Annotated in this window: 25 protein-coding genes; 18 read left to right on the top strand and 7 right to left on the bottom strand. The window is 63.4% G+C overall.

The genetic code is table 11. The annotated features are described in order from the left end of the window. The first annotated feature begins 150 nt into the window (after positions 1-150). The 4 genes from hemE to FJ548_RS13515 all read left to right on the top strand — a co-directional run bounded on the left by hemE (position 151) and on the right by FJ548_RS13515 (position 4,137). A complete protein-coding gene (hemE, locus tag FJ548_RS13530; RefSeq protein ID WP_140778087.1) occupies positions 151-1,182 on the top strand; it encodes a uroporphyrinogen decarboxylase in 1,032 nt (343 codons plus the stop codon). Next, a complete protein-coding gene (gene hemJ / locus FJ548_RS13525; protein WP_140778086.1) occupies positions 1,182-1,727 on the top strand; it encodes a protoporphyrinogen oxidase HemJ in 546 nt (181 codons plus the stop codon). Before hemE ends, hemJ begins: the two co-directional genes overlap by 1 nt. A gap of 160 nt (positions 1,728-1,887) precedes the next feature. After that, entirely contained in the window at positions 1,888-3,153 is a 1,266-nt protein-coding gene (gene rho / locus FJ548_RS13520; protein ID WP_140697565.1) for a transcription termination factor Rho, read from the top strand. 216 nt (positions 3,154-3,369) lie between these two features. Next, complete coding sequence (locus FJ548_RS13515) at positions 3,370-4,137, top strand: EamA family transporter (protein WP_348640937.1); 768 nt, start codon at positions 3,370-3,372, stop codon at positions 4,135-4,137. Here FJ548_RS13515 and FJ548_RS30835 read toward each other — a convergent pair. Next, on the bottom strand, positions 4,101-4,232 hold the full coding sequence (locus FJ548_RS30835) for a hypothetical protein (RefSeq protein WP_348640936.1): 132 nt from the start codon (positions 4,230-4,232) through the stop codon (positions 4,101-4,103). The two genes, FJ548_RS13515 and FJ548_RS30835, sit on opposite strands and share 37 nt — an antisense overlap. A 102-nt stretch (positions 4,233-4,334) precedes the next feature. After that, positions 4,335-6,353 carry a thioredoxin domain-containing protein gene (locus FJ548_RS13510; RefSeq protein WP_140778085.1) on the bottom strand — a complete coding sequence of 673 codons (2,019 nt, stop codon included), beginning with the start codon at positions 6,351-6,353 and terminating at the stop codon, positions 4,335-4,337. An 85-nt stretch (positions 6,354-6,438) separates the two neighbouring features. Here FJ548_RS13510 and mnmE point away from each other — a divergent pair, with 85 nt between their 5' ends. The 5 genes from mnmE to FJ548_RS13485 all read left to right on the top strand — a co-directional run bounded on the left by mnmE (position 6,439) and on the right by FJ548_RS13485 (position 12,307). Continuing rightward, complete coding sequence (gene mnmE, locus FJ548_RS13505; RefSeq protein ID WP_140778084.1) at positions 6,439-7,770, top strand: tRNA uridine-5-carboxymethylaminomethyl(34) synthesis GTPase MnmE; 1,332 nt, start codon at positions 6,439-6,441, stop codon at positions 7,768-7,770. Between the two features lie 214 nt (positions 7,771-7,984). Next, complete coding sequence (gene mnmG / locus FJ548_RS13500) at positions 7,985-9,856, top strand: tRNA uridine-5-carboxymethylaminomethyl(34) synthesis enzyme MnmG (protein ID WP_140778083.1); 1,872 nt, start codon at positions 7,985-7,987, stop codon at positions 9,854-9,856. Further along, entirely contained in the window at positions 9,853-10,485 is a 633-nt protein-coding gene (gene rsmG, locus FJ548_RS13495; protein WP_140697557.1) for a 16S rRNA (guanine(527)-N(7))-methyltransferase RsmG, read from the top strand. Before mnmG ends, rsmG begins: the two co-directional genes overlap by 4 nt. A 56-nt stretch (positions 10,486-10,541) precedes the next feature. Further along, a complete protein-coding gene (locus FJ548_RS13490) occupies positions 10,542-11,342 on the top strand; it encodes a ParA family protein (RefSeq protein WP_140697555.1) in 801 nt (266 codons plus the stop codon). Between the two features lie 77 nt (positions 11,343-11,419). After that, positions 11,420-12,307, top strand: coding sequence for a ParB/RepB/Spo0J family partition protein (locus tag FJ548_RS13485; RefSeq protein ID WP_140697553.1), 888 nt, complete (start codon positions 11,420-11,422; stop codon positions 12,305-12,307). A gap of 289 nt (positions 12,308-12,596) precedes the next feature. Here FJ548_RS13485 and holA read toward each other — a convergent pair whose 3' ends face one another. Both holA and FJ548_RS30420 read right to left on the bottom strand, forming a co-directional pair. Further along, positions 12,597-13,640 (bottom strand): DNA polymerase III subunit delta, encoded by a 1,044-nt coding sequence (gene holA, locus FJ548_RS13475; protein WP_140697551.1) that lies wholly within the window; start codon positions 13,638-13,640, stop codon positions 12,597-12,599. A 414-nt stretch (positions 13,641-14,054) separates the two neighbouring features. Then, positions 14,055-14,309, bottom strand: a complete 255-nt coding sequence (locus FJ548_RS30420; protein ID WP_246678657.1) for a GNAT family N-acetyltransferase — start codon at positions 14,307-14,309, stop codon at positions 14,055-14,057. A 186-nt stretch (positions 14,310-14,495) separates the two neighbouring features. Here FJ548_RS30420 and FJ548_RS13465 point away from each other — a divergent pair, with 186 nt between their 5' ends. The 3 genes from FJ548_RS13465 (at position 14,496) to FJ548_RS13450 (ending at position 18,118) form a co-directional block, all read left to right on the top strand. Further along, positions 14,496-15,428: a MurR/RpiR family transcriptional regulator gene (locus tag FJ548_RS13465; protein ID WP_140778082.1), complete on the top strand. Its 933-nt coding sequence runs from the start codon at positions 14,496-14,498 to the stop codon at positions 15,426-15,428. A gap of 203 nt (positions 15,429-15,631) precedes the next feature. Next, positions 15,632-17,428 (top strand): NAD(P)/FAD-dependent oxidoreductase, encoded by a 1,797-nt coding sequence (locus FJ548_RS13455; protein WP_140778080.1) that lies wholly within the window; start codon positions 15,632-15,634, stop codon positions 17,426-17,428. A 108-nt stretch (positions 17,429-17,536) separates the two neighbouring features. Further along, positions 17,537-18,118: a CatB-related O-acetyltransferase gene (locus tag FJ548_RS13450; protein ID WP_140778079.1), complete on the top strand. Its 582-nt coding sequence runs from the start codon at positions 17,537-17,539 to the stop codon at positions 18,116-18,118. Between the two features lie 51 nt (positions 18,119-18,169). Here FJ548_RS13450 and FJ548_RS13445 read toward each other — a convergent pair whose 3' ends face one another. Both FJ548_RS13445 and FJ548_RS13440 read right to left on the bottom strand, forming a co-directional pair. Further along, positions 18,170-19,405 carry an amidohydrolase/deacetylase family metallohydrolase gene (locus FJ548_RS13445; protein WP_140778078.1) on the bottom strand — a complete coding sequence of 412 codons (1,236 nt, stop codon included), beginning with the start codon at positions 19,403-19,405 and terminating at the stop codon, positions 18,170-18,172. A gap of 30 nt (positions 19,406-19,435) precedes the next feature. Then, complete coding sequence (locus FJ548_RS13440; protein WP_140778077.1) at positions 19,436-19,801, bottom strand: RidA family protein; 366 nt, start codon at positions 19,799-19,801, stop codon at positions 19,436-19,438. 219 nt (positions 19,802-20,020) lie between these two features. Between FJ548_RS13440 and FJ548_RS13435 the strand changes: the two genes are divergently transcribed. Continuing rightward, entirely contained in the window at positions 20,021-20,506 is a 486-nt protein-coding gene (locus tag FJ548_RS13435; RefSeq protein ID WP_140612860.1) for a hypothetical protein, read from the top strand. 151 nt (positions 20,507-20,657) lie between these two features. On the opposite strand, the gene FJ548_RS13430 is transcribed toward FJ548_RS13435, so the two are convergent. After that, positions 20,658-21,293 carry an isoprenylcysteine carboxylmethyltransferase family protein gene (locus FJ548_RS13430; RefSeq protein WP_140612861.1) on the bottom strand — a complete coding sequence of 212 codons (636 nt, stop codon included), beginning with the start codon at positions 21,291-21,293 and terminating at the stop codon, positions 20,658-20,660. Between the two features lie 264 nt (positions 21,294-21,557). Between FJ548_RS13430 and FJ548_RS13425 the strand changes: the two genes are divergently transcribed. The 5 genes from FJ548_RS13425 (at position 21,558) to FJ548_RS13405 (ending at position 25,544) form a co-directional block, all read left to right on the top strand. Continuing rightward, positions 21,558-21,815, top strand: coding sequence for a hypothetical protein (locus tag FJ548_RS13425; protein ID WP_140778076.1), 258 nt, complete (start codon positions 21,558-21,560; stop codon positions 21,813-21,815). Positions 21,816-21,842: 27 nt separating this feature from the next. Then, a complete protein-coding gene (locus FJ548_RS13420) occupies positions 21,843-22,640 on the top strand; it encodes a hypothetical protein (RefSeq protein ID WP_140778075.1) in 798 nt (265 codons plus the stop codon). A 107-nt stretch (positions 22,641-22,747) separates the two neighbouring features. After that, positions 22,748-23,431: a winged helix-turn-helix domain-containing protein gene (locus FJ548_RS13415; RefSeq protein WP_140612864.1), complete on the top strand. Its 684-nt coding sequence runs from the start codon at positions 22,748-22,750 to the stop codon at positions 23,429-23,431. Beyond that, positions 23,428-24,807, top strand: a complete 1,380-nt coding sequence (locus FJ548_RS13410; protein WP_140778074.1) for a HAMP domain-containing sensor histidine kinase — start codon at positions 23,428-23,430, stop codon at positions 24,805-24,807. Before FJ548_RS13415 ends, FJ548_RS13410 begins: the two co-directional genes overlap by 4 nt. A 131-nt stretch (positions 24,808-24,938) precedes the next feature. After that, on the top strand, positions 24,939-25,544 hold the full coding sequence (locus FJ548_RS13405) for a hypothetical protein (RefSeq protein ID WP_140612866.1): 606 nt from the start codon (positions 24,939-24,941) through the stop codon (positions 25,542-25,544).

The raw sequence follows: 25,544 nt of genomic DNA, 5'->3' as shown, positions 1-25,544 counted from the left end.
GAAAGAAGCGCGCGACAATATGCTTGCTGGCTTTTTGCTTGATGAAGCGGGACAGGTGACAACCACCACAACCAACAGACTCTTAGAATCAGAAGAATCTTAGATATAAGAATATTTGATTAGAAAGAGGCTTGGAGAAGCGAGCGCTCGATGCCCCAGAACCGGATCATGCTGGATGTCCTGAAGGGCAAGGCTCATTTTCCTCCTCCGCTCTGGATGATGCGCCAGGCCGGGCGCTATCTGCCGGAGTATCGTGAAACGCGCCGACGTGCCGGCTCATTCCTTGACCTCTGTTACGATCCCGCCCTTGCCGTCGAAGTGACGCTGCAGCCGATCGAGCGCTTCGGCTTCGACGCCTCGATCCTGTTCTCCGACATCCTTGTCGTCCCGCACGCGCTTGGCCGTGATGTTCGCTTCGAAGAGGGGCGGGGCCCGCTGCTGACGCCGATCTCGGCCGCCGAGATTGCGGCTCTGGAGAGCAGCATGTTTCACGTGAATCTCGAACCGGTCTACGAGACGGTTCGTCGGCTGCGGGCGAAACTGCCCGACGAGACGACCCTGATCGGCTTCTGCGGCGCGCCATGGACGGTGGCGACCTATATGATTGCCGGCCACGGTACGTCGGACCAGGCGCCGGCGCGGCTGTTCGCCTATCGCGAACCGGTCGCCTTTCAACAATTGCTGAAGGTACTCGCCGATCATTCGGCGGCCTACCTGATCCGGCAGATCGAGGCCGGCGCTGACGTGGTGCAGATATTCGATTCCTGGTCCGGCGTGCTCGACGATGCCTCTTTTGAACGGTTCTGCGTTCAGCCGATGGCCGAGATCGTCCGGCAGGTAAGGGCTGTCTATCCCGATGTGCCGATCATCGGTTTTCCCAAGGGCGCCGGTGCGCGCTACCAGACCTATCGGGAGAAGACCGGCGTAACCGGCCTGGGGATCGATTGGACGGTGCCGCTGGAGACCGCGAAGGACTTGCAGCGTTCGGGCGCTGTCCAGGGCAATCTCGATCCGTTGCGGCTGGTGGCCGGCGGCCAGGCGCTCGCCTATGGCGTCGAGGCAATCCTGAAGGCATTGGGCGAAGGCCCGCTGATCTTCAATCTCGGCCATGGCATCACGCCGGAGACCCCGGTCGCGCATGTCGAGGCGATGGTGAAACAGGTGAGGAGCGCGACACGCTGATGGCTCGGTCGGACAGCACCGGAAACACGAACAGCACCGGTCAGGCAATGATGCGCATGGTCGTCGGTATCGCGGCGCTTGTTGTGCTCACCGCACTGTTGTTTTTGGTCGCGCCTGACAGTTTCTATCCCTGGGCAAAGGCGATCCATATCCTTGCCGTCATTTCGTGGATGGCCGGCATGCTCTATCTGCCACGCTTACTGGTCTATCATGCCGATGCCGAAAAGGGCTCGGTGCAATCGGAGACCTTCAAGGTAATGGAGCGGCGTCTGCTGCGCGGCATCATCAATCCGGCAATGATCCTCACCTGGATGTTCGGCCTCTGGCTCGCCTGGAAAGGCTTTGGTTTCCAGGGCGGCTGGCTGCACGCCAAGATCGCGGCGGTGCTCCTGTTGTCCGCGGTTCACGGCTATCTCGCCGGCGCGGTGCGCAAATTCGCCGAGGATCGCAATGAAAAGCCGGCGCGGCACTGGCGGATCGTCAACGAGATCCCCACATTGCTGATGGTGGCAATTGTGATCCTGGTTGTCGTCAAGCCTTTCTGAGGCCTGTCAGGTCCGTAAAACGCGGCTTGCTCTTTCACCAGACCGACGATAAAAGACGGGTCTTCCTTCCCGTCATGCGCCGCCCCTCATTGTTTTCGGCCGCGCCCGGCATTTGTCGCATCCCGCCGATATTTTCCCAAAGCTCACCCAGAGTCCGTCTATGCAAGAAATGAAACTTACCGAGTTCAAGAACAAGAAACCGCCAGAGCTGATCGCCTATGCCGAATCGCTCGAGGTCGAGAACGCCAGCGTCATGCGCAAGCAGGAGCTGATGTTCGCGATCCTGAAGAAGCTGGCAGCACAGGACGTCGAGATCATCGGCGAAGGTGTGGTCGAGGTGCTGCAGGATGGTTTCGGTTTCCTGCGCTCCGCCAATGCCAACTATCTTCCAGGTCCCGACGACATCTACATCTCGCCGTCGCAGATCCGCCGCTTTTCGCTGAAGACCGGCGATACGGTCGAAGGGCCGATCCGCAGCCCGAAAGAGGGCGAGCGCTATTTCGCGCTGCTCAAGGTCAACACGATCAATTTCGACGATCCCGAAAAGATTCGCCACAAGATCCATTTCGACAATCTGACGCCGCTCTATCCGACCTCGCGGCTGAAGATGGAGGTCGAGATCCCGGCCACCAAGGACATATCGTCTCGGGTGATCGATCTGGTGGCGCCGATCGGCAAAGGGCAGCGCGCCTTGATCAACGCGCAGCCGCGCACCGGCAAGACGGTGCTTTTGCAGAACATCGCGCACTCCATCACCGCCAACCATCCGGAGTGTTATCTGATCGTGCTTCTGATCGATGAGCGCCCGGAAGAGGTGACCGACATGCAGCGCTCGGTCAAAGGCGAAGTCATCTCCTCGACCTTCGACGAGCCGGCGGTGCGCCACGTGCAGGTCGCCGAAATGGTCATCGAGAAGGCCAAGCGCCTGGTCGAGCATGGCCGCGACGTCGTCATCCTGCTCGATTCCATCACCCGCCTCGGCCGCGCCTACAACACCGTCGTGCCGTCCTCCGGCAAGGTGCTGACCGGCGGCGTCGACGCCAACGCGTTGCAGCGGCCGAAGCGCTTCTTCGGAGCGGCGCGCAACATCGAGGAAGGCGGTTCGCTGACCATCATCGCCACGGCGCTGATCGACACCGGCAGCCGTATGGACGAAGTCATTTTCGAGGAGTTCAAGGGCACCGGCAATTGCGAAATCCAGCTGGATCGCAAGGTGGCCGACAAGCGCATCTATCCGGCGATAGACATCCTCAAGTCCGGTACCCGCAAGGAAGACCTTCTGGTCGCGCGTTCGGACCTGCAGAAGATCTTCGTGCTGCGCCGTATCCTGGCGCCGATGGGCACCACCGACGCGATCGAGTTCCTGATCGACAAGCTGAAGCAGACCAAGACCAATGCCGACTTCTTCGATTCGATGAACACGTAACCGGCTATCGGGAATTTCCCGGACCGCGCATCAGGCCCCATTCCGGTCAAGCGGGATGGGGTTTTTTGTTGCCTCCAGATGGGTCGCATTCCGGATACCGCGTGGCTGTATGCGGCGGCGGACGGTGCCAGCCTTGTGCGATGGTCCGCGTCTTGTTGAGGCATGATCCTGCCCGAGCCGGTTTGCTGTTTTGACCACTGCGCGGTTGGAAGTGACATGAAGAAGATCATCCCGACGCTTGTCGGCTTTTCAGCCATCCTGACCTGGTCGTTTCTGGCGCTGCTTTCCACGGCCGCGGGGCCGATACCGCCCTTTCAGCTGGCGGCGGCGACGTTCTTTCTCGGTGCGCTTGTCGGAATGGGTAGCTGGACCTTCCGCCCAGACGCGGTCCGTTCGCTGCGGCAGCCATGGAAGGTCTGGGCGACAGGGATTGCGGGATTGTGCATCTATCACTGCGCCTATTTCTTCGCGATTCAGTCGGCGCCGCCTGTCGAGGTCAGCCTAATAGCCTATCTCTGGCCCTTGCTGATCGTCGTCCTCGCCGCCTTCCTGCCGGGCGAAAGGCTCAAGGCTCACCACCTTGTCGGCGTCGTCCTTGGCCTTGCCGGGGCGATCGTGGTGATCACCAAGGGCGGCACTATCGGTCTCGCGAATGGCGGGATGAAGGGTCATGTCATTGCCTTGTTCTGTGCCTTCATCTGGGCCGGCTATTCCGTCCTGTCGCGGCGCTTCGGCCAGGTGCCGACCGATGTCGTGGCCGGCTACTGCTTCATCGCCGCCGTGGTTGCGCTGGTGTTGCATCTGACGCTGGAAATCACGGTCTGGCCCGAAACGACGATGCAGTGGGCCGCGATCCTTGTTCTCGGCACGATCCCGCTCGGAGCCGGCTTCTACGCCTGGGACCATGGCTGCAAGCACGGGGACATAATGATCCTGGGTGCCTTGTCTTATGCCGCGCCGCTGTTTTCGGTGATCGTGCTGTAGTTGGCCGGGTTTGGCGTGTTCCACTGGTCCGTGGCGCTTGCCTGCGCGCTGATCATGGTCGGCGCGGTGATCGCGGCCAGGGATCTGCTGTTCAAGCCGCGGCCGGATGCGAAATCGGTCAGGACATTGCCTTCGGCTGTACAGGCGGAAGCGGACGCCGCCCGACGGAAAATCGCCTCACACATTTCCCGAGTTGCCTATTGGCGGCGCAGAAGAGGCTCGAGCTCTTGCGGGTCGCTTACAGCGGGAAGGCAAAGCTGGCCCGTACAAAGCCAGGCGCCCGCCCTGTTGGTCGGTGGGAAAATGCCGCCGGGCAGCAAGGGTCGATTCGCTTCCGAACCAATCGCCGCAATGATGTCGACGCGACGCGGGTCAGGACGTCGATTCGCAACCGTAACGAGCGTTGGATCCTCCAGCTTGTCCACCACGACCAACTTCAACGGCTCGATCGCGAGCGCACACGCATTGATGATGCCCGCCTGACCATAGGCCTGCTGCGCCGCCCGGCCGGCGGCGTGCTCGGCGATCTTCCACGCTCTCTCCTGCAGTTCGAGATCGCCGGTAACGGAAGCCAGCCGGACCAGCGCTTCGATGATCTGGCTGGTGGCTGACGGAATGGCCTCGTCGACATCGCCCCTGATGCGGATCGGCACGTCCGTGCTGTCGGAAGCGGTCAGGTAGTGGCCGGTGCCCTCGGCATCGAAGTGCCAGCGGTCGAGCTGCTCGATGAACCGGCTGGCCTGATCGACATAGCGCCAATTGCCTGACGCCTCGAACAGCGAGATCGCCGCATTGGTCATGGCGGCATAGTCGCTGGACAAAGCAGGAAACAGCTTTCTGACGCCAAGCATGGAGTGCGGCAGGCGGCCGTCGCGGCTGGCGGCGCTGATATGGGCAAAGGCCTTGGCCGCCGCATCGATCCAGTCGGGTCGCGCCAGCGATCGGCCGGCCTCCGCGAGCGCCGCGATCATCAGGCCGTTCCAGTCGGTCAGGGCTTTCGCGTCGAGGCCTGGCCGAACCCGACCTTCGCGAGCGGTGAGAAGTTCTGTCTTGAGCGGTATCAGCCGTTCGCGAGCGGCCACGCTTTGGGTTTGCTGGGCGCGGGTTTGATGGACAACCGGCTTGCCTTCCCAACCGTGCGGGCTGGAGAGCGTGAAGTGTTTGAAAAACAAGCTAGAATTGTCGCCGAGGACAGCTTCGATCTCCTCCTTGGCCCAGGTGTAGAAAAGGCCTTCCTCGCCATCGCTGTCGGCGTCCAGGCTGGCGGCAAAGGCACCGCCGTCGACGCGCATTTCGCGCAGCAGCCACTCCACGGTCTCTTCGATTCGCGTCCGGAACAAGTCGTTGCCGCTCGCCGCGTATGCCCAGTTGCACAAGCGGATGAGCTGGGCGTTGTCGTAGAGCATCTTTTCGAAATGCGGCACCAGCCATTCCGCGTCGGTCGAGTAACGGCTGAGCCCGCCGCCGATGTGATCATAGATGCCGCCGCCCAGCATCTGTTCCAGGCTGATGAGCACGTCGTCGCGATGCGTGGGATCGCCGTCGCGCAGCCAAGACAGCCACAGCGTGAGCATGAATGGCGCATTCGGGAATTTGGGCGCGCCGCGCAGGCCGCCAAGGTCACGGTCGATCATGCCGGAGATGCGGCCGGCAAGATCGGACAATGTATCGCGATCGAGAAGCGCCTTGGCATGAGCGCCCGAGAGCCGCGCCTCGACATGGGTGGTCAGGCCGTCGGCGCTCTGGTTCAGGCTGGCCCTCTTCTCGCGCCAAGCCTTGTCCACCGCCTCCATCACCTGGATGAAGCCCGGGCGGCCAAAGCGCGGCTCCCTGGGAAAATAGGTGCCGCCCCAGAACGGCTTGCCATCCGGCGTCAGGAACATGGTCAGCGGCCAGCCGCCCTGCTCGCCCATGGAGGAGAGCGCGGCCATATAGATCTGATCGATGTCGGGGCGCTCCTCTCGGTCCACCTTGATATTGACGAACAGACGGTTCATGACGGCGGCGACGTCGTGGTTCTCGAAGCTTTCATGGGCCATGACATGGCACCAGTGGCAGGCGGCATAGCCGACGGAGAGCAGGATCGGCCTGTCCAGGGCTCTTGCCTCTTCGAGCGAAGCCGGCGACCAGGCCCGCCAATGCACCGGATTGCCGCTGTGTTGCTGCAAATAGGGGCTGGCTTCGTCGGCAAGCAGGTTTTGCGCGGGCAATGTCACAACGGGCAACTCGGTCACAGTGGGTAGTTGGGCGGCAACTTGGTTAGGTGTGGCGGAAGCTAGGGCGGTTCGATAGGGTGGGCAAATGATTTCAGCCGATTCGATCGTTGCGCTGTCCAGTGGCCGGCTACCAGCCGGCGTCGCCGTCATCCGCATTTCCGGCTCGCAGACTCGATTCGTGGTCGAAACGATCGTCGGCGGCATGGTTAAGGACCGGGTGGCGCTCTTGCGCACGTTCAGGGCACCGGATGGAACGGTGCTGGACAGCGGGTTGGTCATCTTCTTCCCAAGGCCGGCCAGCTTCACCGGTGAGGATGTCGCCGAATTTCATGTCCATGGCGGGCGCGCGGTGGTGGCCAGGATGCTGGAGACAATCACCGGCTTTGCCGGCGTCAGGCATGCCGAGGCTGGCGAATTCACGCGCCGCGCCTTTCTCAATGGCAAGGTCGATCTGGTCGAGACCGAGGCGCTGGCGGATCTGGTCAACGCCGAGACCGAAGCGCAGCGGCGCTTTGCCCTCCGGAATGCCGAGGGGGTCCAGAGTGAGCTCTATCTTGGCTGGCGTCGCAGGCTTGTCCATGCACGCGCCATGATCGAGGCCGAGATCGACTTTGCCGATGAGGACGATGTGCCCGGTGCCGTTTCGGAGACGGTATGGTCCGATGTCGGAATGATGATCGGCGAGATCGCCTGCCACATCGCCGGTTTCCGCACCGCCGAGATCATCCGCGACGGCTTTGAGGTTGTGATCCTCGGCGCGCCGAACGCCGGCAAGTCGAGTCTGTTCAACGCCTTGGCGCGGCGCGATGCAGCTATTGTAACGGATGAGCCTGGCACGACGCGGGATCTGCTCGAGGTGGCGCTGGATCTCGGGGGGTTGCGCATCCGGTTGACGGACACAGCGGGATTGCGTGAGGCGACAGGCAAGGTCGAAGCGATCGGTATCGAGAAAGCGCGAGCCAAGGCCGATCGCGCCGATCTCGTGTTGCTGTTGGAGGACGTGGCGAAACCCGGCGATGTCGGTTCTCTGCCCGGTTCGGTACCGGTGCTGCGGGTCGGGACCAAGCTCGATCTGCTCGACGAGCAGGCGGCAGTGGCAGCGAGCCGTCATTATGATCTCGTTATTTCGATCCTGAATGGGGCGGGCGTGGACGCGCTGCTCGCGGAGATCGGCCAGCGCGCGGTGGAGGCGGCCGGCAACCTTGGCGATGTTCTGCCGTCACGTCTGCGCCACGTCGAATTGCTTGGCGAAGCGAACCGCCATCTGCTTCGGGCGACCGACGGCCGTGCCATAGGCCAGGAACTGCGTGCGGAGGAATTGCGGCTGGCGGCGGATCGGCTCGGCCGAATTGTCGGCGCCATTGATGTCGAGGACATGCTGGATGTGATCTTCGCGCAGTTCTGCATTGGGAAATGACTCACGTGAAACACGCACCGGGGCGAAGACGCTTAAGGATTCACGTGAAACACCGGCAGCGCTGGATTCCCCCAATCGTTCCATTGATTCACGTGAAACGGCGTTGCCGGACCCTGCCGCTCTGTTTCACGTGAAACTTGCCGCGAAGTTTTCTTGACAGCTTCGCCCCGCGGGGACATGTGTCCTCTATCTCTTTCGAGTCCAGGATTTGGAAATGACCGATCACTATGATGTGGTTGTGGTGGGCGGCGGCCATGCGGGTTGCGAGGCTGCGAGCGCCGCCGCGCGTGCCGGCGCCAGGACCGCGCTGGTGACGTTGCGCTTCGAGACGATCGGCGTGATGTCGTGCAACCCGGCGATCGGCGGGCTTGGCAAAGGGCATCTGGTGCGCGAGATCGACGCCATGGACGGCCTGATGGGCCGTGTGGCGGATGCTGCGGGCATCCAGTTCCGCCTGCTCAACCGACGCAAAGGCCCAGCGGTACGCGGCCCGCGCACGCAAGCCGACAGGAAGCTCTATCGCCTGGCGATGCAGGAAGCGATTCGGCAGCAGAACGATCTCGACGTAGTCGAGGCCGAGGTGCTGGACTTCGAAATCGTGGACGGGCGGATCTCAGCCGTCCTGCTGGCCGATGGCCGCAGGCTTGCTTGCAGCGCGGTGGTGCTCACGACCGGAACTTTCCTGCGCGGCCTCATTCATATCGGCGAGAAGAAGATTGTCGCCGGCCGCATGAACGAGCAGGCGAGCCTTGGCCTGTCGGCGACGATGTCCCGCGCCGGGTTTCAACTCGGCCGCTTGAAGACTGGTACGCCGCCGCGGCTGGACGGGCGGACCATCGACTGGGCGTCGCTCGAAAGCCAGGCGGCCGACGAGGATCCGGTGCCGTTCTCGCTGATGACCGATCGTATCGAGACGCCGCAGATCGAGTGCGGCATCACGCGCACGACCACCGCCACCCACGAGCTGATCCGTGCCAATCTCGGCCGCTCCGCCATGTATTCCGGTTCGATCGAAGGCGTTGGGCCACGTTACTGCCCGTCGATCGAGGATAAGATCGTCAAGTTCGGCGACCGGGATGGGCATCAGATCTTTCTCGAACCGGAAGGGCTGGACGACGCCACCGTCTATCCGAATGGCATCTCGACCTCGCTGCCCGAGGATGTCCAGCTCGATATTTTGAAGACCATTCCGGGCCTGGAGCGGGCTGTGATGCTGCAGCCCGGCTATGCGATCGAGTATGATCATGTCGATCCGCGCGAGCTTGATCAGACACTCGAGACCAAGCGCGTCGCCGGGCTCTTCCTCGCCGGGCAGATCAACGGCACGACCGGTTATGAGGAGGCAGCCGGGCAAGGCTTGCTGGCCGGCATCAACGCGGCGCGGCGGGCGTCGGGCGGCGAGCAGGTCGTGCTCAGCCGCACCGAGGCCTATATCGGTGTGATGGTCGACGACCTGACCAGTCGCGGCATCAGCGAACCGTACCGGATGTTCACCTCGCGCGCCGAATTCCGGCTGTCGCTGCGCGCGGACAATGCGGACGAGCGGTTGACGTCGCTGGCGGAGAAGCTGGGGATCGCTTCGGCGCAACGCATGCAGCGTTATGGCAATGTCATGCAGCGGCTCGACGAAGCTCGGCAGCTGGCTACCGCGCTGACGATGACGCCTAATGAGGCGGCGCGGCACGGACTGGAGATCAATCGCGATGGCGTTCGCCGGTCGGGCTATGAGCTGCTGGCCTACCCCGGCGTCGACCTCGCCTGGCTGGCGACGATTGAACCGCGCTTTGCGGCAATTGATGCCAAGACGGCGGAGCGCCTTGAAACGGAGGCGAAATATTCTGTTTACCTCGACCGTCAGAAGACCGACGTCGCCCAGATCCGGCATGAGGAGAGCCGGCAGATCCCGGAAAGCGTCGATTTCGCCGGCGTGCCTGGTCTGTCCAATGAGTTGAAGCAGAAGATGCAGGCGCGGCGGCCGCGCTCCATCGCTGACGCCCAGCGCATGGAGGGCATGACGCCTGCCGCATTGGCGATCATTGTCGCGCATGTCCACCACCATGAGAGCGCCCAGAGGAATGTTGCGTGAGTCCTATGTCCTGGAAGAGCCTGCAGGACGCGGCCGGCCCGGTTTCACGTGAAACATTCGATCGCCTGACGGCGTTCGAGCGGATGTTCCAGAAATGGAACCGCAGCATCAATCTGGTGGCGCAGTCGACCTCGGGCGATGTCTGGCACCGCCACATCCTCGACAGCGCACAGCTTGGACGCATAGAGCCCAATGCCACGCGCTGGGTCGACATCGGTTCGGGCGGCGGATTTCCGGGCCTGGTCATGGCCTTCCTGCTCGCCGAGCGCGATGGGGCGAGCATCGATCTGGTGGAAAGCAACCGCAAGAAGGCGTCGTTCCTGCAGACCGTCATCGGCCAGTTCAACCTGCCGGCACGGGTCGTGGCGCGGCGCATCGAAGACAGCCACGCACTTGTTTCGACGCCGCAAATCGTCACGGCGCGGGCCTTGGCCTCGCTCTCGGTATTGCTGGACCTGTCGGCGCCTTGGCTGACGTCGGGCGCGCGCGGGCTATTCCACAAAGGCAGGGATTATCGCGCGGAGGTGCAAGAAAGCGTTAACCGATGGTCCTTCGATCTGGTAGAACATCCCAGTGTAACCGACCCCCATGGCGTCATCCTTGAACTGTCTGACGTGCGACCTGTCTGATCTTCGCCTTGTCGGGCTATTTTGGCGACCCAAAAATGAATTTCTGGCATAGACCCATGATGAAGAATGGTCCTCGAATCATCACCGTAGCCAACCAGAAGGGCGGCGTCGGCAAGACGACCACCGCCATCAATCTGGCCACGGCGCTGGCGGCCATCGGCGAAAAAGTGCTGATCGTCGATCTCGATCCGCAAGGCAACGCCAGCACCGGTCTCGGCATCGACCGCAAGGACCGCACGGTCTCGTCCTATGACGTGCTGACGGGCGAGCTGGATCTCGAAGCCGCGGCGGTTCCGACCGCCGTGCCGGGCCTGTCGATCGTGCCGTCGACGCTCGATCTGCTCGGCATCGAAATGGAAATCGCTTCGGCGCCGGACCGGGTGCTGCGGCTGCGCAACGCCTTGCGCGCCGCGGCCGAGCGCTCGGCCAATTTCGGCTATGTGCTGATCGACTGCCCGCCGTCGCTCAATCTGCTCACGCTCAATTCGATGGCGGCCGCCGATTCGGTGCTGGTGCCGCTGCAATGCGAGTTCTTCGCGCTTGAAGGCCTCAGCCAGTTGCTGGAAACGGTCGAGCAGGTGCGCCGCTCGATCAATCCGGAGCTCACCATCCAGGGCATCGTGCTGACCATGTATGACGGACGTAACAATCTGGCCAACCAGGTGGTGCAGGACGTCCGGGAGCACATGGGCGACAAGGTCTACGAGACCATCATTCCGCGCAATGTGCGGGTGTCCGAGGCGCCGTCCTATGGCAAGCCGGCGATTCTGTACGATCTGAAATGCTCGGGCAGCCAAGCCTACCTGCAATTGGCCTCCGAGGTCATCCGCCGCGAGCGCAAATTGCGCGCCGCTTGATGAGTTCCTGCGCATAATCAACAGCCGATTCGATACCGAAACGATCTAAAGACAACCATCTGAAGCCTGGAATAAAGATGAGCGAAGACCTTTCGAGAAAAAGATTGGGGCGGGGACTGGCAGCGCTGATCGGCGAGATCGATCGCCCGGCGGCGCCGGAAAAGCCCGGCATGAGCGCCGATGGCAAGGTGCCGATCGAGTTTCTCAGTCCCAACCCGAAGAATCCACGCCGGCATTTTGGTGACGCCGAACTTACCGATCTGGCTCAGTCGATCCGCGAACATGGCGTCGTGCAGCCGGTCGTCGCGCGGCCATCGCCGACACAGGCCGGCCGCTACGAGATCATCGCCGGCGAGCGCCGCTGGCGGGCGGCACAGCGCGCCGGGCTGACCGAAATCCCGGTCATCATTCGCGATGTCAATGACCGCACCGCGCTCGAACTGGCGATCATAGAGAACGTCCAGCGTGCCGACCTCAACGCGGTCGAGGAAGCGCAGGGCTACCAGCAGCTGATCGACGACCATGGCTATACACAGGCCGATCTCGGCCAGGTGATCGGCAAGAGCCGCAGCCATGTCGCCAATACGCTGCGGCTGCTGAAATTGCCTGACGTGATCCGCGACATGCTGATCGACGGCGTGTTGTCGGCGGGGCATGCCCGCACGCTGGTGACGGCGGAGGATCCGGCCGGCCTCGCCAAGCGCATCGTCGAGGAGGGGCTTTCCGTGCGCCAGGCCGAGGCGCTGGCGCAGATGCCGGCCGGCAGCGCCGCGAAAGAAGCTCGGCCCGCGGCCACGCCGGAACAGAAAGACGCGGATACGCTGGCGCTCGAAAAGCTGCTGACCGACACGCTCGGCATGATCGTGACCGTCGACCACAAGGGCAAAGGCGGCGGCCTGCTTCGGGTCGCCTATCGCAGCCTTGAGCAACTGGACGAGGTTTGCCGCAGGTTGAAGCGAGACTGATAGCCGGCGAACTTTGCGAATCGCTTGGCTCTTTTTTCGCTATCGGTTGTTTTCATGCCCGTACTTGCCGAACGTTGGCGCTGCCCCTCACCTGCCTGCCGGCATCCTCTCGCCGCATAGAGACGGGGAGAGGGAGGCTTTCGCCGATGTTTTCGCCAATCGTCTGCGTTTCGGAACAAGCGCCAAGGCTGCAACTGCCCTTCCCCCGTCGCTATACGGGGAGAAATGCCCGGCAGGGCAATAAAGGGGCGGCGCTGACGTTGATAGTTGGCTATCCGCCCACAGCTAACTACCGCTGCGCCAATCTCGCGCTCTCAACCGCTATCCCCAGCAGCGCCTGTCTTGCCAGTGCGACGGAGAGGTCTGGTCTGCGCCGTGTCTGCAGCACCGCCGTCTGCAGCCGGGTCAGCGCGCGGCCAAGCGCTTCGCTGCTCCAGCGTTCCAGCGCCTTCTCCACCAGCTTGCGTCGCGAGAAGAAAACCGGCGGGCGCGCGCCGGCAACGACCGAGGCCGCGTTGCGGCCGCTCGATTCCATCTGGCCGCGCATGACCTGGATCTGCTGCAATTGCCGCATGGCGGAGGACAGAACGAGAAAAGGCGGGCCGCCGGACTGGCAGTGGCGGGTGAAAGCGGTGTCGAAGTCGCCGATCTTGCCTTCGAGAAGCGCATCCACGGCGTCGTCGAACGAGGCGCCGGACACGTCGCCGGACATCGCCCTGACCTCCTCCAGTCCGATCTCCTTCTGGCCGTGAGCGTAGAGGACGAGCTTCTCGATCTCGCCACGCGAAGCCAGCCGGTCGCCGCCTAGATTGCGGCGCAGCGCCTGCCTTGCCTCCAGCGTCATCGACATGCCGGCCTTGCGCAGCTCGTCGTCGATGACCGTGTCGATGTCGCGGGCCTCGTCGGCGTAGCAGGGCAGCGCCATGGCATTGTCGGCGCCTTCGACCACGGCGCGCAGGCCAACGCCCTTCTTGAGATCGCCGGCCTCGATCAGGATGATGGCGTCCCGCGCGGGCTCCGCTGTCAACGCCTTGACGTCGTCGGCCAGCGCCTTCTGGCCGGTGGCGTTGCGCACCCACAGCAGCCGCCGGTCGGAAAACATCGGCACGGTGCGCGCTTCGTCGAGCAGCCGGCCCTCGTCGCGGTCGACCTCCGAGCCCTCGAGCCGGACCACGGAGAACGGATCATCCAGCGGCAGCCCGGTCTTTTCGGCAAAGGCTTTCGCCCGCTCGGAAACGAGCCCCCGATCAGGACCATAGAGCAGGACGATCGAGGTGCGCGGATCGGGCCGCGACAGCCAGGAATCGACCTCGAAAGCTTTCTTCTGTGCCATGAAGGGTGGTTAGCATGACTGGAGCTAGTGGTGGTAGCTCGAGATTTGGCGGGGGTGCCTTCTCGCCCTCTTCGCTTCTTGGGGTGGCCTGACGACAAGGCCAAAGCACGTCGCGTCGAAACGGATTCATGCGACGCGCTTTAGGTCTTTGTTTTCACGGCATGTCGTTCTCCCAAAACCGAGGCCACTTTTGGGCGACATGCATGGGGACGACGTCGAGGCGGATTTTGCTGCATCGGATCACCGGCATTTAGCCGCGTGCTACTTCGGCCTTGGCTGATTCGGTGCCACCGGGGGCGCGCAGGCCATCAGGTCGTAGACGCCCTTGTCCTCGACGACCGTGAAGCCGAGCCTGACATAGAGCTGCCGCGCCGGATTGTTCTTTTCGACATGGAATGGAGGCTGATTTGCCGGCTAACCATACCTCCTTGACCAGGTCGCGCAACAGGGCGAACCATAGCCGTTGCGGCGGTATGCCGGCAGGAAAGCGATGTCGATGATGCGATGCTGGCTCGGCCGGCGTTCGATATAGAGACGTCCTATATCCTGCCCGGCGCGGTTCACCACCAGCCACTCTGCCTCTGGATAGTGCCTGATATGGTGGGCGCGCTGCGCCTGGAACTGCATGTCGAGGAAGGCAGCCTTCTGCGCCTCGCTCCAATCCGTCACGGCGAGTTCTTCGACGCGGGTCGAAGCGTAGAGCCGCGACAGAAACGGTATGTCGGCCTCCTCAGCCGGGCGAAAATTCGGCCCGGCCTGCCCGGAGCACCGGTTGCACCCAGGGCCAGGCGCATGGAACGACAGCGTGCAAACATGGTAAGAGGTCAGGTCGAAAAGACAGGGAAGACCGACTTGATGACCGAAGCTGACAGCCAGGAAGTGAGCAGTGATCTGGAAGGGCGCGACCTCCGGCGCATCCCCGACATCATCTCGCTGGTCAAGGATTCCTATGCCGAGCTGCGCCCGGCCGAGCGCCGCGTCGCCGATGTCGTGCTGGACGACGTCAAATACGCCGTCGACGCCTCCAATGCTGCCCTTGCCCAGCGCGCCGGGGTCAGCGAACCGACGGTCACCCGGTTCTGCCGCGCCATCGGCTGCGAGGGCGTGCGCGATTTCAAGCTGAAGCTGGCGCAAAGCCTTGTCGTCGGCGCGCTTTATCTGGGCAAGCCGCCGGCGACCAGCGGCGACAACGGCATGCCGTTCTGGAACGCCGTGTTCGGGGAAGCGCGCCGGGCGCTGCAGGAGGCCGAGCGCCAACTCGACCCGGCGCAGCTGCAGAAGGCCGCCGAACTCGTTGCCAAGGCGCGCCAGGTTACCGTCTTCGGCCTCGGCGGCAGTTCCTCGGCGCTGGCGCAGGAAACGCAATACCGGCTGTTTCGCTACGGCATATCGATCAGCGCTCAATGCGACCCCTATCTGATGCGCATGACCGCCTCGACGCTGAAACCCGGCGATCTGGTGATCGCCATTTCGGCGACCGGGCGCACGCGCGAGGTGATCGAGGCCGTCGAACTCGCCAAGCACTACCGCGCCAACGCCATCGCCGTGACGGCGCCCGACACAGAGCTTGCGCGCGCCTGCGACGTCAGGCTGACGGTTGCCGTGCCCGAATATCCCGACACGCTGAAGCCGACCGCATCGCGCTTCGCCTTCCTGGCGATGATCGACCTCTTGGCGGTGGCCTCGGCCTATAAGCTCGACGGGTCGGCGCGCGAAACCGTGCGCCGCATCAAGTACAACGCCCAGATCCACCGCACCGGCAAGGAGATGGAGCCGCTGGGGGATTGACGGCCAGTTTATGCCGCGTCAGCGCTGCCCCTCACCCTTACCCTCTCCCCGTAAAGGACGGGGAGAGGGGATCGCCGGCGTTGTAGCCAAGTCCCTTCTCCCCGTTTTCACGGGGAGAAGGTGCCGGCAGGCGGATGAGGGGCGGCGCCGGGTTCGACAATTTACCGCCCCTGCATGGGGCGCATTGGAGGAAGAGGGAAGACATGCTCGAAATGGCACCAACGAAACAGGCCGCCGCATGGCTCGGCTCCTTTGCGCAGGCGCTTGACGCCGGCGACGTAGCGGCAGCCGGCAATCTGTTCGTCGACGATTGCTACTGGCGCGATCTTCTGACCTTCACCTGGAACGTGAAGACCATGGAAGGCCGCGAGGCCATCGCCGATATGCTCAAGGCGACGCTGGCGACGACGAAGCCCACCGCCTGGCAGCTCAGCGGCGAGGCGACCTCGGACGAAGGCACGATCGAAGCCTGGTTCACATTCGAGACCGCGGTCGCCTCGGGACAAGGCATCATGCGCCTTCGCGACGGGCGCTGCCGGACATTGTTCACCGCCATGACGGATCTGAAAGGCTTCGAGGAGCGCAAGGGCGCGGCGCGGCCGCTCGGCGTGCGCCACAAGGCCGACCCCGAGCGCGAGACCTGGTCGGAGGCGCGGGCGCGCGAGACGCGCGAACTCGGCGCCTCCGAGCAGCCCTATTGCCTGGTCATCGGTGGCGGCCAGGGCGGCATCATGCTCGGCGCGCGTCTCAGGCAGCTCGGCGTGCCGACCATCGTCATCGAGAAGAACGCGCGGCCAGGCGATTCCTGGCGCAACCGCTACCGCACGCTCGTGCTGCACGATCCGGTCTGGTACGACCATCTGCCCTACATTCCGTTTCCCGATAACTGGCCGGTCTTCACGCCCAAGGACAAGATAGGCGACTGGCTGGAAATGTACGCGCGCGTCATGGAGCTCAATTACTGGGCCGCCACCAAGTGCCTCAGCGCGAGCTATGACGAGGCGGAGAAGGTGTGGACCGTGGTGGTCGACCGCGTCGGCCGGCAGATCACGCTGAAGCCGAAGCACATCGTCTTCGCCACCGGCGCCTACGGGCCGCCGCGAAAGATCGACCTGGCCGGTGCGGACCAGTTCAAGGGCGAGTTGCTGCATTCCAGCCAGTATTCGAGCGGCGAGAAATTCCGTGGCAGGAAGGTCGCGGTCATCGGCGCGGCAAGCTCCGGGCATGACGTCTGCGTCGACCTCTGGGAGAGCGGCGCCGAGGCCACCATGATCCAGCGCTCGCCGACCACCGTGGTCAAATCGGACACGCTGATGGAGGTCGGCTTCGAAATCTTCTCGGAAAGCGCGCTGGCGCGCGGCATCACCACCGAGAAGGCCGACATGATCGTCGCCTCGACGCCGTTCGCGCTGGTACCCCAGGAGCAACGCGCGCTCTACGACGTCATCCGGGCGCGCGACGCAGGCTTCTACGAGCGCCTCAGCGCTTCCGGCTTCGCCATCGATTTCGGCGACGACGAGACGGGCCTTCTGATGAAGGCCTACCGCACCGGCTCGGGCTACTACATCGACGTCGGCGCTTCGGACCTGATCATCGACGGCAAGATCGGCATCCGCAGCGGCGTGGCGATCAAGTCGCTGACGCCGAACGGCATCCTGTTCGAGGACGGCACCGAGCTCGAGGCCGACGCCATCATCGCCTGCACCGGCTACCAGTCGATGAACGAGAACGTGGCCGCGCTCGTCTCGCGCGAGGTCGCCGACAAGGTCGGTCCCTGCTGGGGCCTTGGCTCCGGCGTCAAGGGCGACCCCGGCCCGTGGCAAGGCGAATTGCGCAACATGTGGAAGCCGACGGCACAGGAAGCGCTGTGGTTCCATGGCGGCAACCTGGCGCTGTCGCGCTTCTATTCGAAATATGTGGCGCTGCAGATCAAGGCGCGCATGGAAGGCATCGCCACGCCGGTTTATGGGCCGCCGAGCAATTCCTCACGCCGGAATTGAAAGAAGCTTGGGGCCACCGGACCAGCCCGGACGAAAAATCATCCGCGAAGGTTTCAGGTGCCGTAAGGATTCCCGCTATAGTGCCCGGCGACTCGGGGGAGGACGCCGATGGGATTTCTAAGAGGGCTTCGCATCAAGCTTGGACTGAAAAAGGACCCGTTGCCGCCACTGCCAGGTGTCGAGATCGGGCGTCATACTTACGGCCTCAGCAAGAAATCGTTCTTCGTTCCGCGTGAAACCGTGCCGGTGCGGATAGGATCTTTCTGTTCGATCGGCCCCGATGTTCTCTTTATCTGCGCGGCTGAACACCGCCTCGACAGCGCGACCACCTATCCGATCCAATCCGTGGACGGGAAGATCCGCAACGGAAATGGAACCGTCGGCAAGGGTCCGATTACGGTCGGCCATGACGTCTGGATCGGTGCCCGCTGTGTCATCCTCAGCGGCGTCACGATTGGCAATGGAGCGGTGATCGGTGCCGGCAGCATCGTCACCAGGGAGATCCCGCCCTATGCCATCGCGGTCGGCAATCCGGCTCGTGTCATGCGCTACCGGTTCGCGCCCGATGTCATCGAGCGCCTGCAGTCGTTGCAGTGGTGGGACTGGAGCGACGACCTAATCCGAGCGCGTATCGAGCTCCTGACGACGATGGATGTTGCAAGTTTCCTGAGTGCGCTGGACCTGGCATAACTGCCCCCGGCAGTCACCTGACCGCTGAAATCCCGACCTCGCTGGCAAGGCTCACTCGTGCCGATGTCCGAAGTGCCGGGCCGCGACTTCGACATGGGTGTGATGCGCATGCGCCTCGAAACGCTCGATCTCGCCGAGGTCGTTCACCGCCTCGTTCGGCCACCAGGTGCCGCCGATGACGATGCCTTCCGACACCAGCCGCTGGTCGGCGACCAACGAGGCGCCGACAGCGTCGACGAAAGTGAAGCGGCCCGACCGCTGGCGAAGCACGGCGACGTCGCCGACAGCGCCGACAGCCAGCGTGCCGAGATCGGGCCGCGCGATCGCCCGCGCCGGGGCCTGCGTCGCGGCGCGCAGCACCTCGACCAGCGGCATGCCGAGCGCGATCAGCTTCGACATGCAGACCAGTATGTCGAAGGCCGGGCCGGCGACGCAGTAGAGATGCACGTCGCTCGAGATGACGTCGGGCGCCAGCCCTTCGGCGAGCATGGCGCGGGCGACGTCGAAGTCGAACGAGCCCATGCCATGGCCGAGATCGAAAATGACGCCGCGCTCGCGGGCCAGCCGCATGTCGGGCCGCACCGCGCCGGAAGCAAAGACCGGCGCGTTGGGAAACGGCCGGAAGCAATGGGTGAGAATATCGCCCCGGCGCAGGCGCGGCAGCACTTCCGAGCGGCCGGGCGGTGGCTCGTCGATATGCGCCATCAGCGGCAGACCGGCCTTGTGGGCGGCCTCCAGCGCAAGATCGACCGGCGCGATGCCGCTGCTGCCGCCGGCATGCTTGCCGGAACGGACCTTGACGCCGACGACGACGTCGGCGTGCTCACGCACCGCCGCGACCACCTCGCGCGGTTCGCACAGCCTGAGATCGCTGCACTCGCCGACCGATACTGTCTGCGAGAAGCCGAAGATGCCGGCGAAGGAAATGTTGACATAGGCCAGGATGCGCGTCTTCGAGCGCTCCATGACGTGGCGGCGGAAGCCGAGGAAATTGCCGGCGCCGGCACTTCCCGCATCGATGAAGGTGGTGGTGCCGCTCTTGGCGGCGAGCCGGTCGGCGTCGACGCCGAGCGAGGTGCCGCCCCAATAGACGTGGCTGTGCAGGTCGATCAGGCCTGGCGCGACGATGCACCCCGTTGCATCGACGACCTGATCGGCGCGGTCTGCCGGGATGTCGGGGGCGAGCGCCGCGACACGGCCATTGGCGATGGCGACATCGCGCGGCGCGTCGAGCCCGGACGCCGGATCGATCAGCCGTCCGCCCTTCAGCAGGAGGTCGAATTGCATTGGGGGAACCTCCGCTTCCTTTGCCTTTTGTCAGACCGGCCGGTAGGCGACCGCCTCGACCTCGATCTTGATATCGATCATCAGCCGCGATTCGACCGTGGTGCGGGCCGGCGGGTTCTTGGGAAAGTGCCTGGCGTAGACGGCATTAAAGGCGCCGAAATCGCGCGCGTCCTCGAGCCAGACGGTGGTTTTGACCACATCGTCTAGGGTGCAGCCGGCAAAGGCGAGCGCGGCCTTCACATTGGCGAGCACCTGCTCGGTCTGTTCGGTAATGCCGCCTTTCACCACGATGCCATCGCCGCCGACCGGGACCTGGCCCGAGACATAGACGAAATCGCCGGCCCGCACGGCGGGCGACAGCGGCACATGGGATGTTCCAAAAGTCTGCTTGGGCAAGGGATGCTCCTCCGAATGACGCGACGCGGCGCCAGGACGGCGCCCGCTTGGCGCAGATTTACCCCGATCGGGGCGATCCCGATAGAGGGGCTTGTTGGAAAGCAACATTCTTCGAAATCCGTGTTGCTTTATTACAGAAGCGCTTGCATCGTGGGCGCTTGCCGGACAGCCGAAAAGCCGCGACGAACAGATGCCTTTGCGAGACCGGAGAACCCGACAATGACCTTCGACAAGAACCCGTTTCCATCGGGCGACGCCGACCGCCACGCGCTGTGGGAGATGCTGGTGCGGCGCGATATCGACGCCTTCATCGGCCAGGACTGGTCGATGGTGGAGAATGATTTCGTCGCTGAAAGCTTTTTCGGCATGCACGCGCATTTCCTCGCCAATGCCGACGCCTGGCGGCTGCAGTTCCCGAGGCTGGAAGTCTATCGCGACGAGTGGCTGCGCCAGGCCAAGGAGACGGCGGCGACCAAGTTCGCGGAACCGCTGCGCGAGGCGCTGTTCCGTGTCACCAATCTGCGCGACATCGATGTCGATGGCGACCGCGCCGTGCTGCACAAGAAGTTCGACGGCTCCGTCGCCAAGGCGGATGGCGGCGTCGACAGGCTGAAATGGCAGACGCTGTATTTCTGCAGGAAGGTCGGCGGAAGCTGGAAGATCGCGGGCTTCGTCGGCTACATGCCTTATCCGCTGGGAGCATAGCGTATTCCTGGACCGCGCATCGCGGCTTCGTCCGGAATTGCATGAACACAGGGGCTTGAAGCAGCCAACGATCCTGGCGCTGAACCGCACTGGTCGAAGCGCCGCACGACCTGAAACGATTTTCCTGATGATTGCTGGGCGGGCGCGGATGTCAGTAGAGCGTGACGAAGGCCGGGAACAGCAGGCCCGTCTCCCGGAAATATTCGATCAGCTCGATGACCGGGAAGATGGCGAGGAAATAAAGCCCGTCGAGGAAGGTGCGCTTGAGCGCGCGCGTCGAGAACTGCAGCTCGTCATGGTCGCGGTAGAGCAGCGGGTTCGGCCAGAACCGAGGCGTCGCCTCGATATAGGCGCTGTAGGCCGGCCCGAACTTGCCCAGCAGGAATCCGGCTTCCTTGCGGGCGGTGACGCGAAAGATGAAAAAGCTGGCGGCGCCCAGCAGCAGGGCCGCCATCAGGGAGCCATAGATCAATCCAATACCGACCGCGCCCACTGTCGAGAAGAAATAGAGCGGGTTCTGGGTCATCGAAAACGGTCCGGTCGAGACCAGTTCCTGGTTCTTCTTGCCGCCGACATAGAGGATGCTCCACAGCCGCCCGACGATACAGACGAGCACCAGGCTGAGGCCAAGATGCTCGAGCGTCTCATGGCCGCTCGAGCCCTCGCTCAAGGCTGGCTTGGCGAAAAACAGAAGCAGCACGGCGAATACCGCCGCGACCCGCACGAAGATCAGTCGCTTGCGCTGGACAAAGGCATCGGAAACCGGCTTGAGGGGCGCGTAGGTCATCGGTGTTTTCCTTGGGCGCTGACAGGCCCGGGAGCACTGGGGCACGCCATTGATGGTGGATGCAAGGCAGTGGCCTTCTATCAGCGCACCACGAGGCTTTCGTAAAGGCCTTTTGGCCGATCGGCGCCCATTCTTACGAAATTGTATGGCGGCGGACAGGCGAGCGTGAATTCGCGTCCCTACTGTCGAGATGCCGGCTTGCTCCTCCTGCGAGCCATAATCAACCGACAGCCGGGCAACCGGCACCAGACAGGAAAACATCTCATGAGAAGATACGCGCTCGCCATCGCACTGGGCATCGTCGCCGTCTCCGGTCCGGTCTCCTCCGTTTTCGCGGCCACGGCGCATTGCGAGGAGACGCTGAAGGCGCTGCGCGCGGCGGAGGCGGCGGCAAAGCTCGGCGATGCGGACAAGAACAAGGTCTCGGAACTGGAGACCAAGGGCATCGAACGCTGCAACGCGGATGACGACAAGCGCGCCGACGACTTCTTCGCCCAGGCCATGAAAGTCATGGGCAAGTAATTTTCGCGAACCATCAGGACGGTCGCCATGCTTTCTTCCAACACGCAAAACATCGCCGCACCGAGCCAGAACAGGGTCCCTGAGGTCACTGTCGATTTCTGGCTGATCAAGCTCATGGCGGTGACCATGGGCGAAACGGCGGCCGACTATCTCGCCGTCAACCTCGGGCTCGGGCTGACCGTCACGTCATTGATCATGACCGGTGTCCTGATCGTCGCCCTTATCCTCCAATTCGCACAGAAACGTTACGTGCCCTGGGCCTACTGGCTGGCGGTGGTGCTGATCAGCGTCGTCGGCACGCTGATCACCGACAACCTCGTCGACAATTTCGGCGTGCGGCTGCAGACCACGACGATTGCTTTCAGCGTGGTGCTCGTGGCGACCTTCGCGGTCTGGTACGCGAGCGAACGGACGCTTTCGATCCACACCATCTTCACGACCAGGCGCGAGGTCTTCTACTGGCTGGCGATCCTCTTCACCTTCTCGCTCGGCACGGCCGCGGGCGACCTTGTCGCCGAGAGCTTCAACATGGGCTATCTGACCACGGGCCTGCTGTTCGGCGGCGTGATCGCGCTCATCGCGCTCGCCTATTACCTGTTCGTTCTGGACGCCATCCTGGCCTTCTGGCTGGCCTATATCCTGACGCGGCCGCTTGGCGCCTCCTTCGGCGATCTGCTGTCGCAGCCGGTCGAATATGGCGGCCTCGGCTTCGGCACCACCTTCACCAGCCTGATCTTCCTCGGCTGCATCGTCGCCCTTGTCCTCTACATGACGCTCAGGAAGAAGGCCGATGAGCTGGACGAGATCCTGCTGGAGTCGGAATAAACCCGCGGCGGGCGCGTGCCGCGCCTGGCAGGCGTCACGGCCATCCTAGGAACGAACCCGCGCCGGTGATAGCCTGTTCGCGGTATCGGCATTCAACCGGGACAGCGATGCGACTTCTTCTCGTCGAGGACGATCAAAGGACCGCCGATTACATCGTCAGGGGGCTGACAGAGGCCGGCCATGTCTGCGACCTCCTGCGCAACGGACATGACGCGCTTTTCGCCGCGACCAGCGGCGCCTATGACGTGATCATAGCCGATCGCATGATCCCGGGTCTCGACGGCCTGTCGATGGTCAAGGCGGTCCGTGCCGCCGGCGTGCGCACGCCGGCTATCTTTCTCACCTCCGTCGGCGGCGTCGACGACCGCGTCGAGGGCCTGGAGGCGGGCGGCGACGATTATCTGGTCAAGCCTTTCGCCTTTTCCGAGCTGCTTGCCCGCATCAATGCGCTCGGCCGGCGGCCGGCGGCGCAGGAACAGAAGACGGTTCTGCGGGTTGGCGACCTCGAAATGGACCTCATCATGCGCCGCGTCACGCGGCAAGGCCAGCCGATCGACCTGCAGCCACGCGAGTTCAGCCTTCTGGAAGTGCTGATGCGCGGCGAGGGCCGCGTGATCACCCGCACAATGCTTCTGGAACGCGTCTGGGACTTTCATTTCGACCCCAAGACCAGCGTCGTCGAAACCCATATCAGCCGACTGCGGGCCAAGATCGACAAGCCGTTCGAAACCCAGCTGATCCACACGGTCCGTAACACCGGCTACAGCCTGCACGCACCGCTCGCGCCATGATGGAAGCATGGGCCCGCCTGCCGCGCAGCACGCCGTTCCGGCTCGCCCTGACATTCGCCTTCCTGTTCATGCTGGCTTTCGTGCTGTCGGGCGCCATCGTCTACCAGATGATGAGCGCCGATCTTGCCGAACAGCTCGACGAGAGCATCAAGGAAACCTATTCCGTCGTCGCCGCGACCTATTCCGACAGCGATCTTAAGGAATTGATGGAGACCGTTGAAAGCCACTCCATGCGCAACCCGAAGAAGGAACAGCTTTTTTCGCTGACCGACGCGGCCGGCAACCGTCTGGCCGGCAATTTCACCGCGGCAGGTCTTCCCGATGGCTTTTCGTTGTTCGGCGCCGAAATGCCCGGCATTCCGCCGGATACCGAATACCGCGCCTATTCCGGCTCGGTCGGCGGCAATACCCTGACGATCGCATTCAGCCTGTCCGAGACGGACGAACTGGAAACGATCATGCTGATGAGCTTCGGCTGGGCAACCCTGATCATCACCGGGCTGGCGGTCGCCGGCGGCGCGCTGCTCGCCTCGCGGGTCCAGCGCCGTCTCGACGGCATTGCCGCCACCATGGTCGATGTCTCGCATGGCCGGCTGGATACACGCATTCCGCTGACCGGCAATGGCGACGACATCGACATCGTCTCCAGCCAGGTCAATGCGGCGCTCGACCGGCTGTCGAGCCTGGTTGACGGCATGAAACAGGTCAGCACCAACATCGCGCACGATCTGAAGACACCGCTCAATCGCCTGCAGATGATCCTGGAAGGCGCCGCCGACAAGGCAGCGCAGGATCAGGACGTATCGGACGATCTCGCCGATGCGCGGGCCGAGGGCCATCAGATCAACGAGACATTCGACGCGCTGTTGCGGATCGCACAGATCGAGGCCGGCGCGCGCAAGGCGCGCTTCACCGATGTCGACCTCGACGAGATCCTGCAAATCATAGCGGAGATCTATACCGATGTCGCCGAGGACGACGGCAAGGTGCTGTCATCCAGGCAACTGAAGGAGGCCGCGGACCGAATCCATGGCGACCGCGAACTGTTGACGCAGATGTTCGCCAATCTGGTGGAGAACGCGCTTCGCCATTGCCCGTCCGGCACGACCATCAAACTGTCGGTGACGCGTCAGGACGATCGTGTTCTTGCGAGTGTCGCCGACAACGGACCCGGCATTCCGATGGGCGAACGCGAAAGGGTGTTTCAGCGGCTATACCGGCTGGACCACAGCCGCTCGACGCCGGGCAGCGGCCTTGGGCTGAGCCTTGTCAGGGCCATTGCCGATCTGCACGGCGCATCCATTACGTTGGAGGACTGCCGGCCCGGGCTCGCCGTGGTGGTGAGCTTTCCGCTGGTAAAATCGCCGGCGCCATAGAGCCGGAAGCCGAAGCCGAAAGCTTGCCGACGCGCCGATAGCTTACAAAAGCGTATGAGACCGGCGACCCGCCCGTAAGCTTGCAGCGCCATACTGGATGGACTTCACCTTCCATCGAAAGGCTGCGGAAAATGAGAACCCATTTTCGGAAAACCATCGGCGTCCTGCCGGTTCTCGCCTTCACAGCATGCCTGGGAACGACAGCTGTCCTGGCTCCGGTGCTTGGCTGCCTGCCGGCCTCGGCTGCCGAGAAACCCGTCCAACCGGAGAAGAACCCTCCGGGCGACATCCCCGATACGCAGGTCTTCATCGACTATACTTCACCAGAAGGGTTCACCCTGAAGGTGCCGGAGGGTTGGGCACGGTCGGATCGTGCCGACGGCGCCAGCTTCGTCGACAAGCTGGATGGCGTCGTCGTCTCGGTTTCCAAGGCGGATACCGCGCCGACCGTCGACAGTGTCAAGGCGAACGATGTCGTCAAGCTCGAGGCCGCCGGGCGCGCTGTGCGGGTGAGCGCCGTCAAACAGGTCAAGCTGCCGGCCGGGGCCGCGATCCGCATTGTCTACACCTCGAACTCCGAACCGAACGCGGTAACCAACCGGCAGGTTCGCCTCGAGAACGAGCGTTATCTCTATTTCAAGGACGGCAAGCTCGTCGTGCTCGAACTCTACGCGCCCAAGGGCGCCGACAATGTCGATCAGTGGCAGCTGATGTCCAGCTCGTTCCGGTGGAAATGA

It is taken from the genome of Mesorhizobium sp. B2-4-17, from assembly GCF_006441275.1.
GTDB lineage: Bacteria > Pseudomonadota > Alphaproteobacteria > Rhizobiales > Rhizobiaceae > Mesorhizobium.
The sequence above is the reverse complement of the archived record's forward strand: the minus strand, read 5'-3'. Positions and strand labels throughout refer to the sequence as shown.